Annotated in this window: 11 protein-coding genes; 4 read left to right on the top strand and 7 right to left on the bottom strand. The window is 41.9% G+C overall.

The window, feature by feature from the left end; genetic code table 11:
* Nucleotides 1-1,599, bottom strand: a complete 1,599-nt coding sequence (locus AAFH98_RS08440; protein WP_342522264.1) for a phytoene desaturase family protein — start codon at nt 1,597-1,599, stop codon at nt 1-3.
* 108 nt (nt 1,600-1,707) lie between these two features.
* Between AAFH98_RS08440 and sppA the strand changes: the two genes are divergently transcribed.
* Together sppA and AAFH98_RS08430 are read left to right on the top strand one after the other, a co-directional pair.
* Nucleotides 1,708-3,498: a signal peptide peptidase SppA gene (gene sppA, locus AAFH98_RS08435; protein WP_342522263.1), complete on the top strand. Its 1,791-nt coding sequence runs from the start codon at nt 1,708-1,710 to the stop codon at nt 3,496-3,498.
* A gap of 9 nt (nt 3,499-3,507) precedes the next feature.
* Nucleotides 3,508-4,362, top strand: a complete 855-nt coding sequence (locus tag AAFH98_RS08430; RefSeq protein ID WP_342522262.1) for an MBL fold metallo-hydrolase — start codon at nt 3,508-3,510, stop codon at nt 4,360-4,362.
* 6 nt (nt 4,363-4,368) lie between these two features.
* Here the strand turns inward: AAFH98_RS08430 and rho are convergent, their stop codons facing one another.
* Nucleotides 4,369-5,844: a transcription termination factor Rho gene (gene rho, locus AAFH98_RS08425; RefSeq protein ID WP_342522261.1), complete on the bottom strand. Its 1,476-nt coding sequence runs from the start codon at nt 5,842-5,844 to the stop codon at nt 4,369-4,371.
* 130 nt (nt 5,845-5,974) lie between these two features.
* A complete protein-coding gene (locus AAFH98_RS08420; protein ID WP_342522260.1) occupies nt 5,975-7,255 on the bottom strand; it encodes a bifunctional folylpolyglutamate synthase/dihydrofolate synthase in 1,281 nt (426 codons plus the stop codon).
* An 85-nt stretch (nt 7,256-7,340) separates the two neighbouring features.
* On the opposite strand from AAFH98_RS08420, the gene AAFH98_RS08415 reads away from it, so the two are divergent.
* Nucleotides 7,341-8,426 carry a quinone-dependent dihydroorotate dehydrogenase gene (locus AAFH98_RS08415; RefSeq protein WP_342522259.1) on the top strand — a complete coding sequence of 362 codons (1,086 nt, stop codon included), beginning with the start codon at nt 7,341-7,343 and terminating at the stop codon, nt 8,424-8,426.
* On the opposite strand, the gene porW is transcribed toward AAFH98_RS08415, so the two are convergent.
* Nucleotides 8,423-11,002 carry a type IX secretion system periplasmic lipoprotein PorW/SprE gene (gene porW / locus AAFH98_RS08410; protein WP_342522258.1) on the bottom strand — a complete coding sequence of 860 codons (2,580 nt, stop codon included), beginning with the start codon at nt 11,000-11,002 and terminating at the stop codon, nt 8,423-8,425. The genes AAFH98_RS08415 and porW overlap by 4 nt on opposite strands.
* Before the next feature lie 17 nt (nt 11,003-11,019).
* Nucleotides 11,020-12,453 (bottom strand): pyruvate kinase, encoded by a 1,434-nt coding sequence (gene pyk / locus AAFH98_RS08405; RefSeq protein WP_342522257.1) that lies wholly within the window; start codon nt 12,451-12,453, stop codon nt 11,020-11,022.
* A gap of 235 nt (nt 12,454-12,688) precedes the next feature.
* Between pyk and AAFH98_RS08400 the strand changes: the two genes are divergently transcribed.
* The gene (locus tag AAFH98_RS08400; RefSeq protein WP_342522256.1) at nt 12,689-14,128 is read left to right on the top strand and encodes a GWxTD domain-containing protein; all 1,440 of its coding nucleotides are present in this window, start codon (nt 12,689-12,691) and stop codon (nt 14,126-14,128) included.
* A gap of 847 nt (nt 14,129-14,975) precedes the next feature.
* Here AAFH98_RS08400 and AAFH98_RS08395 read toward each other — a convergent pair.
* Nucleotides 14,976-15,341 carry a LytR/AlgR family response regulator transcription factor gene (locus AAFH98_RS08395; protein WP_342522255.1) on the bottom strand — a complete coding sequence of 122 codons (366 nt, stop codon included), beginning with the start codon at nt 15,339-15,341 and terminating at the stop codon, nt 14,976-14,978.
* A 168-nt stretch (nt 15,342-15,509) separates the two neighbouring features.
* Nucleotides 15,510-17,021 carry a SusD/RagB family nutrient-binding outer membrane lipoprotein gene (locus AAFH98_RS08390; protein WP_342522254.1) on the bottom strand — a complete coding sequence of 504 codons (1,512 nt, stop codon included), beginning with the start codon at nt 17,019-17,021 and terminating at the stop codon, nt 15,510-15,512.
* Nucleotides 17,022-17,030: the final 9 nt, after the last annotated feature.

Raw genomic sequence — 17,030 nt, 5'->3', positions numbered from 1 at the left:
CTAAAATTTGAACCAAGATTTCTTGTTGTCTTTTAAAATAACTTGTGCGGCATTATATCCTGCTGCACCAAAAACTCCTCCACCGGGATGACAAGAAGCCGAAGATAAATAAAGGTTTCCAATAGGTGTTTTATATTCACTCATCTCCGGAATAGGCCGAAACATAAACATCTGATCAAAACTCATCTCTACATGCATCACATTGCCACGTAACAATCCATGCTTCCGTTCAATATCCAGCGGCGACTGAATATACCAATCAATTAGATTACCCTCCATATTTGGGGCATAACGGGTTACCACATTATAAATCTTTTGGGCTTCCCGCTCTCGAATATCATCCCAGTGAAGACCATCTTGTAACTCATACGGGTGCCACTGCGCCCACGCATAAAGGGTATGTCCCCCACTTGGAGCTACGTCAGGATCAATTTCCGAAAACGTCATTGCCAACACAGCAGGATCTTTCGGAGGCTTTTTCTGGTGATAATCTCCAATCGCATTATTCATATACTGCACCGATGGGGCAAGCAACTGCATCCCATTGTGAATGTATGGATCATCAGGGCAAGCGGTATATTGTGGCAACTCTTCCACCGCACATCGAATCACCATTCCAAATCCATTACCCACATTAATATTTTCAACCTTTTCATAGGTCGCGTTCGGCAAATGCTCACGCCCCACTAATTTCATCATCGTTGTTTGCACATGGGCGTTTGAAATAATGGTATCCGCACGATACTCATTATCCTCCGTTTTTATCCCAAGGGCTTCTCCATCTTCAATAATGATATTTGTGACAGGAGAACCAGTAATAATTTCACCGCCGTGTGCTTCAATAAACCGTGCCATAGCCTGCGTCAGCATCCCACTTCCTCCCCGCGGATGCTTGGCCCCGCTTTGATGTAACATCGACTGCCAACCGGCGAAATCGCCCGTAGCGGGGTGATCGGGCGTAGGCCCCGACTGTGCCGCAAACCACATCAGAGCCGCCTTCATATGCGGACTCTCAAAGGCATCATCAACGACTTTTCCATAACTACTCAATATCTTTTGCAGACCGGTAAGCTGTTTTCCTTTTTCAAAGATTCCGCCATTACGCAACTGCCCTTTGACTAACTCAGTAACAATATTCTTTCCAGACGGGGGAACCATAAATGCCTTTAGTACGCCTTCGTTAATGCGTCCCCAAAATTCCACAAACTCCCGATAGTTTTCGACATCTTCGGGAGCTACTTTCTGGATCGAATCGAGGGTTCGTTCTAAATCCTTGAAAAAGTGGATTACTCCTTTCCCATCGGGCACCGGATAAGACATAATGGGATCCATCTCGATATAATCCAGCCCATACTTTTCTAATTCCAGCTCTTCCAAAATCCCCGTTTGGTGAATCATGATATGCACAGATGATCCCACATCCATACGAAATCCCTCGGGATATTTCGATGAGGTGAACATCGTTTCGGTGCTTACCGCTCCGCCCAGCTGCTGCTGACGCTCAAGAACTGTTACGTTATACCCTTCTTTGGCTAAATAACACCCTGTAACCAAGCCATTATGACCTGAACCAATAATTAAAACATCCTGTTTAGACATTGTTTCTCATACTCACTTTTAATAACATACTTCAAAATTTGACGTACACGGATTGGCTAACAATTCATCACTGCAATTAATTCTGAAATAATAGATTTCATTTCCCTTATGAATTTTTTCAAAACACTTATTGCCGCAACGCTGGGTACTCTCATTGCTCTGCTGTTGATATTCTTTATTGCTATTATCACGGTATCTACCAGTTCTCAAGAACCGGAACCCTATATCCAGAGCAATTCTGTGCTCAAAATTTCGCTCAGTGGAATGTTGCCCAGTCAAGATTCCCAAAACCCGCTGGACGAGCTATTCAATCAGTCAAACAATGATAAGGTCTCGCTCGAAACATTAAAAGAAAATCTATCCAAAGCTCAAGCCCATGATAACGTCGAAGGCATATGGCTCGAAATCGATTTTATGACAGAAAGCTGGGCCAACCTCCAGGAAGCACACCGCCTGATAAGTGCCTTCCGCGACAGTTCTGATAAATTTATTTATGCCAGCACCAATGACTTGGGATACAACGAAAAAGGATATTACTTAGCAACAGCAACTGATTCTGTTTTTGCTCCACCAGAGTCATTCTTTGAATTTGATGGATTCTTTAGCCAGGTCACCTTTTTCGATAACATGTTCGAAAAAATTGGCGTGGATGCCGAAGTGATCCGTCACGGAAAGTATAAAGGCGCAGTCGAACCCTTTTACCGTACTGACCTGTCTGAAGAAAATGAGTATCAGCTAACACAGATATTAAATCAATCCAGCTCCGTCTTTTTGGATGCCGTAAGTGCCAAAACAGGACATTCAAAAGATGAGCTTAATAACCTACTGAACAGTCAACCTAACTTGACCACACAGTTTGGTTTCCAAGAAAATTTAATAGACTCCCTCGTTTATACTGATGAGTTGGTAAACTACATGAAAAACCGAATCGGACTTGATGAAAGTGCTTCTATCAAGACAGTCAACTTCGACCGATACTCCAAGGTATCACCTTCATCAGCCGGACTTTCTACACCATCCACGTCTGATAAAATTGCGGTCGTCTACGCAAACGGACCTATTATGCCTGAAGTGAGCTCCGATTCTCCTTTCAACAACCAGCAACAAATTACGGTTGATTTTATTAAAGAACAGCTTGATGACATCCGAGAAGATGATGACGTTAAGGCCATAGTTCTTCGTATTAGTAGTCCGGGCGGTTCGGGCAGTACCTCTGATGCCATTTGGCGCATGATTCACGAAACGAAGAAAGATATTCCAGTAATTGTCTCAATGGGGAATGTAGCAGCATCTGGCGGTTATTATATTGCTATGGCTGGCGACTCAATTGTAGCAGAACCTACAACGATTACGGGATCTATTGGTGTCTTCGGAACCAAGTTTAATGCCCGAGAGCTTCTCAATGATAAGATTGGCATTACCTTTGATGAAGTTAAAACCCACGAGCATGCCGACTGGCTGCTTCCAACAAGTGGATTATCATCATCCGAAGAGAAAGCCTTTCAGCAGTATATTGACAATTTCTATCAAACATTTATAACCAAGGCAGCTAATGACCGAGGCATGTCTGTTGATGAGATGGATGAGCTTGCTCAGGGACGCGTATGGGCCGGTGGCGATGCCAAAGAAAATGGCTTGGTAGATGAACTTGGCGGACTCGATAAAGCATTGAGTATTGCTGCCGAAAAAGCCAATGTCGATACCTATAAAATCGCTAAATATCCCAAGCCCAAAACATTTTATGAATTGTTCATGGGCTCTGCAGCTACACAAGCCAAAACACTCCTGCCAAATAGTTGGTTCTTATCGGATGAAATGGAAAAGGTTCAAAAACAGTTTTCCATATTAGAGCGTCCCGATGCACTCACACTATTCCCTTATGATATAACCATCGAATAACATTTACTTATGGAAATAGGCTCTTTTACGATTGAAATTCTTAGTGAAGGTCGTTTTGAATTCTTTAGAGACGGCCATATCAACAGAGCTAAAAGAGCACACCCAAAATCTTCTCATACCGATGATACCGGGCCTGGCAATTTAGTTACGTCCGGTATCAATCCGGTATTCATACAAACAGATAATCACAACATTTTACTTGATACCGGGCTTGGCTGGGGACTGGATGCCGGTTCTCCTGATAAGAATATTTCCAATGCCTCTACCAACCTTCGCATTTTCGGATTAACGCGCGAAGATATCACTCACGTTGTATTATCTCACCTACACTACGACCACGCAGCAGGTGCCACCTTTACCGATAACACCGCTACCGTGCAGCCCACTTTTCCCAACGCAACATATTATACCCATCAAAAAGAGTGGGATTTTGCTCTCCAACAAATAGAAAGTGAACAAACCCCCTATAGTGAACGATATCGCCTTGATGATCTGTATAAGTTAGTTAGTCAAGAGCAAATCACTTTTTTATCTGATAATTCTACGAAATTACTTGATGGTATTACGCTCTTAAGAACTGGTGGACATACGCCCGGGCATACCACTGTTAAAATAGAAAGTAATGGTGAAAAGGCCTACTACATGGGTGATTTGTTGCCTACAGAATTTCAGCTAAATAATTATGATATGGAGGCTGCAGATGTGTATCCGCTGGAGGCAAAAAAACAAAAAGTACAATTAATTAAGCAAGCTTATCAAGAAAAGGCATTGCTTCTGTTCTACCACTCTAAAAATGGACAGGCAGGGAAGCTAATCCGAGACGAAGATCAAAAGTATGTGTTAGCCAAACAACTTCCGATGTAAACCTCTCTACTGGTTCATAGAAAGGAGGAATTCCTCGTTATCTTCAGTTCCTTTCATTTTGTCAAGCACAAACTCCATTGCTTCAAAGCTATTCATACGGTTCAGGTAGCGACGCAATAGTACTACCTTTTCATGCTCAGCTTCCGGTACAATAAGTTCCTCTCGACGAGTTCCACTCTTGAATATATCCATAGCGGGATAAATACGTCGCTCCGAAAGATTACGATCGAGCACAATCTCCATATTACCTGTACCCTTAAATTCTTCAAAAATAAGATCATCCATCCGTGAACCTGTCTGGACAAGTGCTGTAGCAAGAATGGAGAGACTACCGCCGTTTTCAACATTACGCGCCGAACTAAACAACTGGCGCGGGGCTTTCAATGCTTCCGAATCGACTCCACCCGACATCGTTCGTCCCGATGAAGGCTGGCAAATATTGTATGCCCGGGCTAATCGGGTAATAGAATCCATCAATACAAGTACATCGTGCCCACTTTCGACGAGTCGTTTACTTTTCTCAAAAACAATCTCTGAAAGACCAATATGATTTTCAGGTCGTTCATCAAAGGTCGAGGCCACCACTTCAGCATGCTCTACATTACGTTCCATCTCCGTAACTTCTTCCGGACGCTCATCAATCAGAAGAATAATAATTTTTGTCTCCGGATTATTTTCGTTCACCGCATTGGCGATATTACGCAAAATCGTTGTTTTACCGGTCTTGGGCTGCGCCACAATCAAGCCACGCTGTCCTTTTCCAAGTGGTGCAAACAAATCAACCGTACGCGTAGTATATTCCGTGGGCTTGTGTTCAAGCTTTAACCGTTCTTCAGGGTAGATCGGCATTAGGTCATCGAAGTCCTCACGATTATCCATATCATGAGGGATTTTACCATTAACGCCATCTACGCGAAGTAGTGCAAAATAGCGTTCGCCTACCTTAGGGGGACGTATAATTCCAATTACACAATCGCCCTGCTTTAATCGAAATCGCTTAATTTGCGATGGCGATACATAAATATCATCAGGACTGGCCTTGTAATTATAATTCACCGAACGTAAGAATCCATAGCCATCGGGTAAAATTTCGAGGGTCCCCTCCTGGATAAGATATGGCCCCAACTCAGGCTCAATCTCTGCGAGCCGTTCTTCAAGCGTAGGTGCATCTGATTCGGGCAGGATGTCATGAACACTCTTTTTCTTCTTTTTATTGTCGCGACTATTATTGCTTTGCCCCGAACTATTTCTGCTTCGGCTATTATTATTAGATGAATTATTGGAATTAGAATCCAATTCACCGCGAGCCCTTGCCTTATCGCGTACAGACTGTGTAATGCGATTAATCAATTCTTGCTTACGCAAATTTGATACTGAACTTAATCCCTGTTCACGGGCTAAATCACGAAGTTCCTTAACGGTTCTATCCTGAAGAGTATCTATTTCTTCAAGAGAAACGCCATCGGTTTGGTAATCCGACATAATATTCTTCTTCTATCTATTTAAGTATGAAAATGGGTTACGATGAATAAAATGGTTCTATAATCTTATATCCGAAGCTATAGAGAATAGGTCTACACTGTAAAAGGAAGCAAATTCAGGTAGATATGGATTATTGATTTAAAGCAAAAGTTGAAACCCAGTCCCGAACTGTTTCATAAAAGTAAAAACTTCCTGAAAAAATTACTAATTCCGAATCCAAATCGTTTTGTAATAACTTTTTACGCTGATCATCGGAAACAGGAAAGGGATTAGCCTTTGGCAACCATTGTGTAATATCGTCAAAAGTTGCTGCCCGTTCAAGGGCTAAGCCATAATAATAGATATTTTTGAATTCTGAAAATTCCTTCATCACTTCTGAATTGATCTTATCACGCATTAGGGAAAGTACCAGTACAGCTTCGCTCCTTTCCCCTACCGATGCAATTGACTCTTTTAGAGCCTGAACGGCTTCCAGATTGTGCCCTCCATCAAAATACCAACGTTGACGATCTGTGAGCTTCTCAAACCGTCCGGCACCGGCATTTACCTGTTCTACACCTCGAACAAAACCAGGTATTGAAATTGGATACTCATCACTTATTGCTCGACATACCTGCCAGGCAATCGCCAGGTTCTTCGCCTGTATTGGAGACGTTAAATCACTTGCGATATCCCACTGATTGCCATCTACCGTCAATTGGTACTGTCCCGGCGCTTTCCATTGTGGATTACACTCCCGGGCTAACAATACCGAACACTGCTTACTTTCCGCAACCTGGCGCACTATTTTTTCTCCTTTGGATGGCAAATCGCCCAATATTACTGGCCGACCTTCTTTAATAATTCCCGCCTTTTCTCGTGCAATATCTGCAACCGTATCCCCCAAAATATCAGTATGGTCCAACCCAATACTGGTGATAACACTTGCTAACGGATTAATAATATTAGTAGCATCCAAACGGCCACCAAGCCCAACCTCAATACAAGCAATATCCACTTCAGAATCCGCGAACCACCAAAAGGCAATCGCCGTGCTAATCTCAAAATAGGTCAGATTATACTCCTCAATCTGTTCGACATATTTATTAAAGAATGCCACCAGTTTTTCATCCGGAAGAAGCTGACCATCTACACAAAACCGTTCATTATATCGAGTAATATGGGGCGACGTATATACCCCTACTCTATAATTATACTGCTGCAACACCGATGCCAAAATATTGCACGTACTGCCCTTGCCATTAGTTCCGCCGACATGTATCGATTTAAATTGCTGATGCGGGTTGCCTGTAGCCTCACAAAAATTTCGGAACCGTGACAAGGTAAACTCTGCTGAAGACGCCCCTTTGGATTGGAATTTTGGGATACCTTCAAGATACTCCCAAACAGGTTTTACAGATGAAAAACGCATTTTTAGTAACAGGTTGTTTAAATTTCGTTCTTAGAAAAAACCTCTTTACTTTTCCTGAGCAAAAAATTAGTTGGTTTCATATTGTATGATATATAACTCGTTGGTAAAATCTCTATTATTTCAGCTTGATGCTGAGCAAGCGCATTCCGCTGTTCATCGTTTTGCCGAAACGGTATCAAAAAGCAGTGCTTTAAAAGCACTTGCCAGCAGCATCTATAATTACCAATCGCCCAAATTGAGTCAACAAATATGGGGATTAACCTTTAGAAATCCTATTGGGCTGGCGGCTGGTTTTGACAAAAACGGGCAGCTGCCACAAGCCATGGAAGCTATTGGACTCGGTTTTGTAGAAATTGGTAGCATCACCGCCAATCCCAATACCGGAAATCCCAAACCGCGGATGTTTCGGCTTCCCGAAGACCGAGCATTGATCAACCGAATGGGGCTCAATAACGATGGCGCCCAAACCATCGTAAAGCGATTAAAAAATAACAAACCCTCTATTCCACTTGGCATCAATATTGCAAAAACGCATAACCCATCTATAATGGGGGATGCCGCCATTCGAGATTACGTGCACAGCTTTACCGAGGCCAAAAAAGTTGCCGACTATATTACCGTTAATATCTCTTGTCCCAATACCAACGAAGGCAAAACATTTGAGGATCCGTCGGCTTTGGATGAACTGCTATCAGCCTTACAAATTCGCGACGATGCCCGGGTTGTACCAACAACGGTTAAATTTTCTACTGACTTAAGCAAAGATGAGCTTCTTGAGCTCTTGGAAATTTGTGAAAATCATCGTGTCCATGGTTATGTAGCCTGCAACACATCCTCATCACGGGACGGACTACAAACCGACCAAGCAACGCTTAATAAGATAGGACGAGGCGGCCTTAGTGGTCGACCTATTGCCAAAAAGAGTGTTCAGATTGTACAATGGATCAGCGACGCCACTAACGGGCAAAAGCCTATTATAGGTGTGGGAGGCATTGATGATTTCAATACGGCCCTAAAAATGTTGTTAGCCGGAGCCGATCTGCTCCAAATGTATACCGGACTCATTTATGAAGGTCCCGGACTCGTAAAATCGATCAACCGTCAACTTCTTAAAGAGCTTAAAGAACTTAATATAAGCTCAATCCATCAACTGGTTAAGGCCATCGACTAATGCCGGATGGGAAAAGCTACCTCGCAAGCAATCTCGGAATTTCCCGGAACCTCCAACGGTGCAAACTGTAAGTGCTCATCAAAAGCGTTCTTAAATGCTTCTTCAATTCCCAAAGACGTATTTTGAGAGACCAGCTTATAGGAAACTATTTTACCCTCTTTTGTTACCGTAAAGTTATATCGAACCTCTCCCGAGATCGACATATCCCGCACCTCCTCAGGATAAGTAACAGTCGACAAAAATGCCTCCATACTGGGAACAACCTGCAATGATATCCCCAGATCTTCACATCTCTTCTTCGTTTCATTGTGGGTCTCCTCTCTTTCTAACATTTCTTTTAATTTTGCTACTCGCTGCTGCTGTTTGGCATTAGGAAAAACCGTATCAAATTGCGCAATAGCCTGCCGAACACTATCCCAGGCAGCCCCCGTAAATGCATATTGATCTCGTACGGAATTCCTGGCCAACAGTGAATCAGATTTAGCCAACGAATCAGCTGAAATATCCATAATGGGTTGTACAGATTCGGATCTACTGCTCTGTTTTTTTGCTTCTTCGATATATGCTTCAATAGCCGAATAAAAGATATGAGGAGCTAATTCGGTCGATTTATGTTGCAGAGCCAACCTTTTTAGCTTTGCCGGTTTTTTGGAGGTGCTATCTGCCACATATTGATGGTACTGCTCCAACAGCTGCACGTTGCTATCTTGCTCTATTTCTTGTCCCATATCCCCTCTCGACCTGTTCTGAACTCTTCGGGCATATCGGCTTTGCGGATACTCATCAACAATTCTATCGCCCCAATACGCTACGCTATCAGGGTTATTTTCTGATGAAAAAATTTCAAACAATGAATACATTGCTTGCGGGTGCAGGGGCTCGGCGACTTCATTGTGTATCACTTTATGAAAATAGTACCGAGCACTATCTGCCATATTTAGATTTAGGAACAATAAATTTCCCAATCGGTACTGTGCCTCAACCTTTTGTAGAAGCAACAGTTCTCTCTCCTGTTCAGTTTTGGGAATATCTTCAAGATTCATCGAAACACTGGCTTCAGGGGTTTGGTCTTCGGAATTACTCTCATTACTATTAGCCGCACCTTGCCCTCCAACCCTATCAGCGACACGAATAGCCTGTACTCTACGCCAGTTATCTACCAGCGGACGATCGCCCCACCGTGCCCGAAACTGAGCCTTTGCCTGAGCAACCAATTCAGCATCTTTGAAATTTAAATACCCATACTCCGAAGAGGGATCAACAGCTGAAATAATATCATCCGTTTGCTGGTTCCTTATAGCCGTATCCCCCTCTTCATCCTCATCCTCAAGCTGTTGCTGCTTTTGCACTCGAATTTTGACTAATGCCGAATCCAATTGTTGCTTCGACATGGTACCCAACTTAAGCAAACTATCAGCTCGATTAATAGACGTTTGCAACCTTGTATAGTCTCCATACACATCAGCTAATTCTTCTGCATTTTCCCCTTCCTCTTGAACAGTTGTTTTCAATGATGAGGAAGAATCAAAATAAGCTGCTGCAAGCTCGTAATTATCGTAGTGATTACCATAAATTTTTCCCAAACGGAAATAAATATCTGCTGTTAACTCCCGGTCTTGCTGTATTCTTTCTGATCCATGCAATAGATCTTTCAACTGCAATTCCGCCTTATTAAGACGATTAGTCATCTCATAAATACGTGCTATCTCAAATAAAATACGGCCTCTTCGAGCTTGGTTTTTGTCATCCCGTAACATAGCCTGATAAATATTCTCCGCCACCTCATAACGCTCCGCTTTACGTGCGATGTCAGCTTTTTTAAACTGTGCCCAATACAAATATTCGAAATTCGGGAAGTTATTCTCTACCTCAAGAAAAGCGCTGTATGCTTCCCCGTATCGTTCTTGCCGCTCCAGAACCTGTCCCAGCAAAAAATACGTTCTTCCCAGCAATGGTTTATCACTAATAACTGAAGTAGCATTATATAAAAGATTGGTAGCTTCCTCCCAATTTTGAGCATAGGCATGGTGTTGGGCAGCAACCGTCTGAATCTCTCCAAGAAAGGCTTGTGGCCAATCCGAAGGTGTTTCCTCCAACTCCGACTCCAAATAGCTTATGCCGGCCGTATATTGCTTCAGATCGAGCTGTGTCCGGCCCTTCCAAATAATAGCCTGGGATAACACCTTTGGAGATGTGGCTGCATTCCGGAGTTCTTCAAACTTCTGGAGAGCGGGGTAAAACTCTTGGCGATAATAATAAGACTTACCAATCAACAAAATAGCATCATCCACCCATTTCGATTCCGGAAATTTTCGCAATACACGAGCCCCTTTATCGATCGCATCTTGAAAATCATTATAACCCGCCTGGTTGGGAGAGGGATGAATACGTACAGGATGTTCCGGATCAATATTTACCGGCTGCTCTTTTACTTTTTTTAGCCCCGACCGGTAATATTCCTTTGCATTATAGAAGGTATTGTAGTAGGTGGTAAAATTATTCCATGAATTCTTCAGGGAGCTCCCACATCCCGCTAAAAAAACACTGGCAAACAGTATGAGAAATAGCTTTCTCAATATGAATCCATTTTCAATTAGTTAACCGTACTCACCTTAACCATATTTGTACGACCCTTTTTGGCAATAGGCATACCTGTTGCAATAATTGCCCGATCTCCCGGGTTCACAAATCCATTATTTTTGAGATGTTCTTCCATGAGTTTAACACTCTTGTCGGTATCAAAAATTTCCTCAATTTTTACCGGCTGTACCCCCCATACCATTCCAAGCTGGCGACGAACCTCATCACTCTCTGTAAAGGCAACAATGGGTACGCGCGGACGAAATTTAGCAATCCGTCGGGCTGTGCTTCCCGAATGAGTAATAGTACTGATAACTTTGGCATCAACATTTTCGGCCAATGTTACACAGGAATAGGCCAATGATTCAATAACCTGCTTCTCTTTCCATTCCGGCTTGCGATATTCTAAACTGTCATAGATATCATCCGCATTTTGTTCAACCAGACCACAAATCTTGTCCATGGTCTTCACTGCTTCTACGGGATACTCACCAGCCGCCGTTTCGCCCGATAACATTACCGCATCCGTTCCATCGAGCACCGCATTTGCCACATCTGAACTTTCAGCTCTGGTAGGACGCGGATTTTCAATCATAGAATCCAGCATTTGTGTGGCCGTAATAACCGGTTTACCGGCCTGTCGACATTTATCAATAATATTCTTCTGCACCATCGGCACACGCTCACTGGCAATTTCGATACCCAAGTCGCCCCGCGCAACCATAATACCACTCGACTCCTCAATAATATCATCAATTACCGTTATGGCTTCAGGCTTTTCAATTTTAGCAATAATACCCGCATTTGATCCCTCTGCCCGAACACGTGATATAACCTCCTGAATGTCATCCGCCGAACGCACAAACGACATAGCCACATAATCTACATCCTGCGATACGGCATATTCCAGATCAGCAATATCTTTTGCCGTCAGGGAAGACATCGAAATATCAACATCGGGCAGGTTTAATCCTTTACGAGATTTTAGCAAGCCCCCAACCACAACCTGTGCAACCAAGGATGATTCATTCTTCTTAATCACTTTCAACTCGAGCAATCCATCATCAATAAGCAACCTGTTACCTTCTACCGCATCCTCAACCAATCCCTTGTAATCTACCGGAATTGTTTCGGAGGTTCCTTCAATCTCTTCGGTAGTAAGCGTAACATAATCCCCAGCTTCTACCTGCTGTCCCCCATCCTTCATATCTCCAATCCGGATTTTGGGGCCCTGCAAATCAGCCAAGACAGGTAGACTTATGCCATAGCGATCTGCTACTTTTTTCACATTCTGGATGACTTTACCATTATCCTCGTGCGTTCCATGCGAAAAGTTAATCCGGGCAATATTCATCCCGTTTCTTACCAATTGATCAATTTTTTCTTCAGTATTACTGCTCGGACCAAGGGTACATACAATTTTCGTTCGTCGTTCGCTAATACTCATTAAATTCTTTTATTTATCAGTAGAATTATTTCTATAACAGTTCTGTAAAATGTTTCGCTGCTTAAAATAGTTTTGTGAAGAGACGATTTAATGTATGAAATTATATCAATAATCGTTATCTGATTTACTTACTAAAAATACAAGGCAACTGGTGCTTTAAAAATGTCAATCAATTAGTATATTGATTATTAGAGATGGATAACATTCTTCATTAATTTCGCTTAAATCCTTGGTTATGGATGCACTTTCAAAATTAAAATGGCTCTCCGCTTATATTGTCATCCTCGGTGCTGGTTTAATAGGTTGTGCAAAATCGATGAATCCCGATATTGAGCGCGGATCGAGTTATAATTTTTTGGATGGGTTGCCGGAAGTACGCTTTTCTGCCATTGGCTTAATCGACGATCAGGGGGCTCCTAAAATTGACCTTGCAGCCGACCTTGTTTTGGGAAGCCTCATTTATAATAAAGAAGGTGATCAATATGTGGCAAATGTTACTATTGATGTTCAAATCATTAATAAATCCAATCCCGATAATGTTAGTGGATCAAACCGGTACACCGTTGCTATAGAAAGGGAGGATCCCAACATCGTTTATAGTCAGCAAGTACATACTTTTGAAAAGGAGATTCAAGTCGATCCCGGTGAATACACAATTAACTTTACTCTCACTGATCAAAATTCAGATAAAAAAGTAACGCACTCTACCAATACATACCTCCCCAATCCCGAAAATAATATTGCTAACCTCACCAACATTCGCATGGAAGGGAAAAATATGAGCGAGGATAATCCCGAGTGGTCTCCCATCACTACCTATGATGTTCCCGGCCGTGTAGATTCCCTAAAATTTATTTTCCAGGTCACAAACAACAAATCCAACGAACCTTTAACGATAGATTCACAGCTTCTTCGTTTTGAATCAGATACAACCTATGCCCGGCCCATGCACTATAATAATTATAGTCCATCGAGTATACAGTATAAAGGCATCGATTATGATGAAGAAGAGGTTATCCAATCCACACAACGCAAATTAGTAGAACCCGGCAATGTGCTTATTGAGTTTACCTTTGCTAACCAGCGGCGGGGTAATTACCGCTTTGAGGTACAGACAAATAAATCTTCTGATGACTCTGATGAGTCGTTTAAAGCCCGCGACTTTTCCGTAAAAAGTAAAAACTATCCCTCCATAAAATCTGCCGAGGAATTGGCCCAGCCCCTTATTTATCTCATGTCTGAAAAAGACTATGAAAATCTCATGGCTATTGAAAATGCCGATTCTTTAAAACAAGCTGTTGATCGGTTTTGGCTGCGAAATATTGGTAATCGAGGCCAAGGTAGAAGTGTGATTAAAAAGTTTTACAATCGTGTTGAGGAAGCCAATAAGCAATTTTCGAATTTTAAAGAAGGCTGGAAAACAGATCCCGGAATGATGTATATCTTGTTGGGGCCGCCATGGTATGTGAACGAACGTCTTGACGAAATGTTCTGGTCGTATTCATATAACAGAAGCGACCCTGAACGAAATTTCAGCTTTTATGAACCACGCAACAAAAATGAATTCTTTCCCTTTGATCACTACCTCCTACGAAGGTCACAATCTTACTTTACGCTGCAATATCAACAGATTGACCTTTGGCTTTCCGGATCAATTATGCGACGCAACTTATAGACAAAGTGACTAAGTAACAGAGTTACAAAAATAATTAAGTTTTGTTTTTCCACAACTGAACACAAAACAAGAAATGAATCAATAAAATTTTTTCTATCCCTCATGCCGTCGCCTCACTGGGGACGTAAAGGAAAAGAAAAAAAACTCTTGTAGAAGAAAAGGCATAAATAAAAAACTCGGCCCGATAGAACTTTGCTAAAACCAGGGCTATGGTAAAAACAAAGATGTGTTCGGGCCGAGCGCTTCAATTATACTGTAGTGGATTGCCCCACAAAAGAAATATGTTATATTCGGTTATATGGTGTTGTATATGGTTATAATCGGTGGATTGGTCTTGAACGCTTACAAAGTTAATTCCAACTTCTTTCTCATTGAATTAGTAAAGAGTTGATTAAGTGACTGAGTAACACAGAATAGTTGCAAAAGAATTATACTCTTGACCACTGTATTGCTTTTTTAAACAACGCTAATGTCATGGTGAGTGAAATACGAACCATCTCCCTGAAATAAGTTACTCATATAGTGAGTAGACCCCTACAACTACTACGTGAACCTCGTGGATGGAGATCTCTCCGCTGCGATCGGGATGACATCAACTTTAATTTGGAAAAGGAATTTTCTACTCCCTGGAACTTTACAGTTTTACTTCCCTATACCTCTCCTTCAGATTTTTTCCAGTGCTTTTCAACTCAGTGTTCACCCAACAATAAAAATTCGTGCAGCTTGGGTAACTATTCATTTCATCACCCAATTTCCTAATCCCCCAAAACCTTCACCCACAGAAATATCAATTCTCTTATGTACCCTTGCCTTATCAACGAACATAGCATCTCAATTTTGAAGCATCCTACTTCATCAAATAATCCTCAATCACATCTTTATAACGCCGGCTGAGGCGTACTTCCTCACCATTCACTAACCGGACATTATAATCACCGCCCGAAGCGGCCTCTAAGTATTTGATCTTATTGATATTTACGATATGCGATCGATGAATACGTATAAAAGCATTGGGATCCAACTTCTCCTTGATATTCTTTAAACTGTCCCGAATCATATAAGATTGTTCATCAAGGTAAAGCTCTACATAATTCCCTTCCGATTTAATCACATTAATATTATTGGGATTTATTGGAATAATCTTCTCTTTATTTTTTACAAAGAGTTTTTCGGGAGTCTTATTCAACAAATTGGATTTACTCTCTTCCTGCATTAAGTCGTCAATTTTGATGATTAGATGATTAAATAAATTTACCTAATAATTAATGGTGTTAACTATAATAAACAACTTTTAGAGTTAGTTTTTTGTAAAAAGATATTCAAATAAAAATGCCCCTTCCCTTTGACAGGAAGAGGCATAGCAATAATAACTATTTGCTAATTAATCTACATCCCACCAGAGGTTGGTATTCAGAGGATGGAAATCCTCTCCAACAGCTTCCTGATAGTTCTGACCGTTGAGACTTGGCTCACTGGTAGGATACCCCTGACGAACCGGAATGACTGGATTATCATTTTCGTCAAAGTTATCGGTATCTGCTGAATTTGCAGGATCTAACTGTGGGTACCCAAGTCGACGCCATTCTGCCCACGCTTCATAACCTTGAGGGAATAACGCAATCCATTTTTCATAGCCAATCTGTTCTTCCCAGTTGGCAGGATCGTAAGCAACATCAGCTTGAGTAAGATAGCTACTTACACCGTCAACTCCCCACTGATTCCAAGAAGCTGTAATGCCTTCATTATAAGCGGTAGCAGCTGCTTCAGTAACACTCCAGCCTCGAGCTGCAGCTTCTGCAATCATGAAGTGAATTTCTGCCTCGCTTACAATAGGCAACGGAGCAGATGAGTTGTCATACCCAATGGCGCTACCGGGAAATGAAACATCATCATTTTCGATTTCTCCGGCATCAGCAGAAGATAACCCATATTCAAGCCCAGCTACCTCACTCATTTCTGTTTCGCCATCACCATTATCCAAGTTAGCAGCTGGTTCTGCAAAAGCAGTCAGCCGCATATCATCCAACTCTTTCATAGGTTCAGTCATCGTTGTTGAAATCGCATAGTCTGTACGCGTTTCAAAACGATCTTGCCATGGATTGTCATTATTTTGGCCACTGAGATATGGGAACATTACACTTGTTTCAAGAAGTCCATCATCATAAGCAGCCTCAAATTCAGTCTGTGCATAATCTGCATCAACCTCAGTTAGACGTAGCGCCATACGCGCTCGAATAGTATTGGCAAATTCCACCCAACGGTTTAGCTGGTCACTGCCAGCATCGGCAAAAAGAAAGTCACCAACAATACTACCATCAGTATCTATCTGATCAGCATATTTATCCAAAGTATCTATGAGACCAGTATATAACTGTTCTTGAGTATCATATGCAGGGGTATAATTTTCAGCACCTTTTAAAGCCTCAGAATAAGGTAAGTCTCCCCACCGATCCGTGGCTGTATGCATTAAATATGCCTGCATGATTTTGGCAACGGCAATCTGGTTTTGTCTATCTCCACCTGCAGTCACATAACTTTTGTTACGTGTTTCCTCATTATTGTTAAGATCAATAATAGTCTGCAGATCTTGTAAAGCACCAGAATACAAGTTCGTTGTATTGGAACTATTCGTAGGTGTATATCCACTTGCAAAACTAAAGAAATCAGTTGCATAGTTAGATTCATCAGTATACTGAGTTTCAGCAAAATACTGAACATACAGCGTACCAGTCACACTACCCACATAAGCACCAACAGTACGTTGGGCTTCTGTAAGTAGAAGGTCAGTTCGTGGTTCGTCAGCATTATTTGGATCAATGTTTTTATCGGTCAGGTCATCACAACCAACCAAGACAAACATCACAAGTAATGCTGATGTAATAATTTTTCTCATATCAAATAG

This window comes from Fodinibius sp. Rm-B-1B1-1 (assembly GCF_038594945.1).
GTDB lineage: Bacteria > Bacteroidota > Rhodothermia > Balneolales > Balneolaceae > Fodinibius > Fodinibius alkaliphilus.
Note: the sequence above shows the minus strand (reverse complement) of the source record. Positions and strands in the feature narration are given on the sequence as shown.

Bases quoted from the DNA above. Each gene is read 5' to 3' on its own strand.
- AAFH98_RS08440 (WP_342522264.1), bottom strand. From the start codon at position 1,599: ATGTCTAAACAGGATGTTTTAATTATTGGTTCAGGTCATAATGGCTTG.
- sppA (WP_342522263.1), top strand. From the start codon at position 1,708: ATGAATTTTTTCAAAACACTTATTGCCGCAACGCTGGGTACTCTCATT.
- AAFH98_RS08430 (WP_342522262.1), top strand. From the start codon at position 3,508: ATGGAAATAGGCTCTTTTACGATTGAAATTCTTAGTGAAGGTCGTTTT.
- rho (WP_342522261.1), bottom strand. From the start codon at position 5,844: ATGTCGGATTACCAAACCGATGGCGTTTCTCTTGAAGAAATAGATACT.
- AAFH98_RS08420 (WP_342522260.1), bottom strand. From the start codon at position 7,255: ATGCGTTTTTCATCTGTAAAACCTGTTTGGGAGTATCTTGAAGGTATC.
- AAFH98_RS08415 (WP_342522259.1), top strand. From the start codon at position 7,341: ATGATATATAACTCGTTGGTAAAATCTCTATTATTTCAGCTTGATGCT.
- pyk (WP_342522257.1), bottom strand. From the start codon at position 12,453: ATGAGTATTAGCGAACGACGAACGAAAATTGTATGTACCCTTGGTCCG.
- AAFH98_RS08400 (WP_342522256.1), top strand. From the start codon at position 12,689: ATGGATGCACTTTCAAAATTAAAATGGCTCTCCGCTTATATTGTCATC.
- AAFH98_RS08395 (WP_342522255.1), bottom strand. From the start codon at position 15,341: ATGCAGGAAGAGAGTAAATCCAATTTGTTGAATAAGACTCCCGAAAAA.
- AAFH98_RS08390 (WP_342522254.1), bottom strand. From the start codon at position 17,021: ATGAGAAAAATTATTACATCAGCATTACTTGTGATGTTTGTCTTGGTT.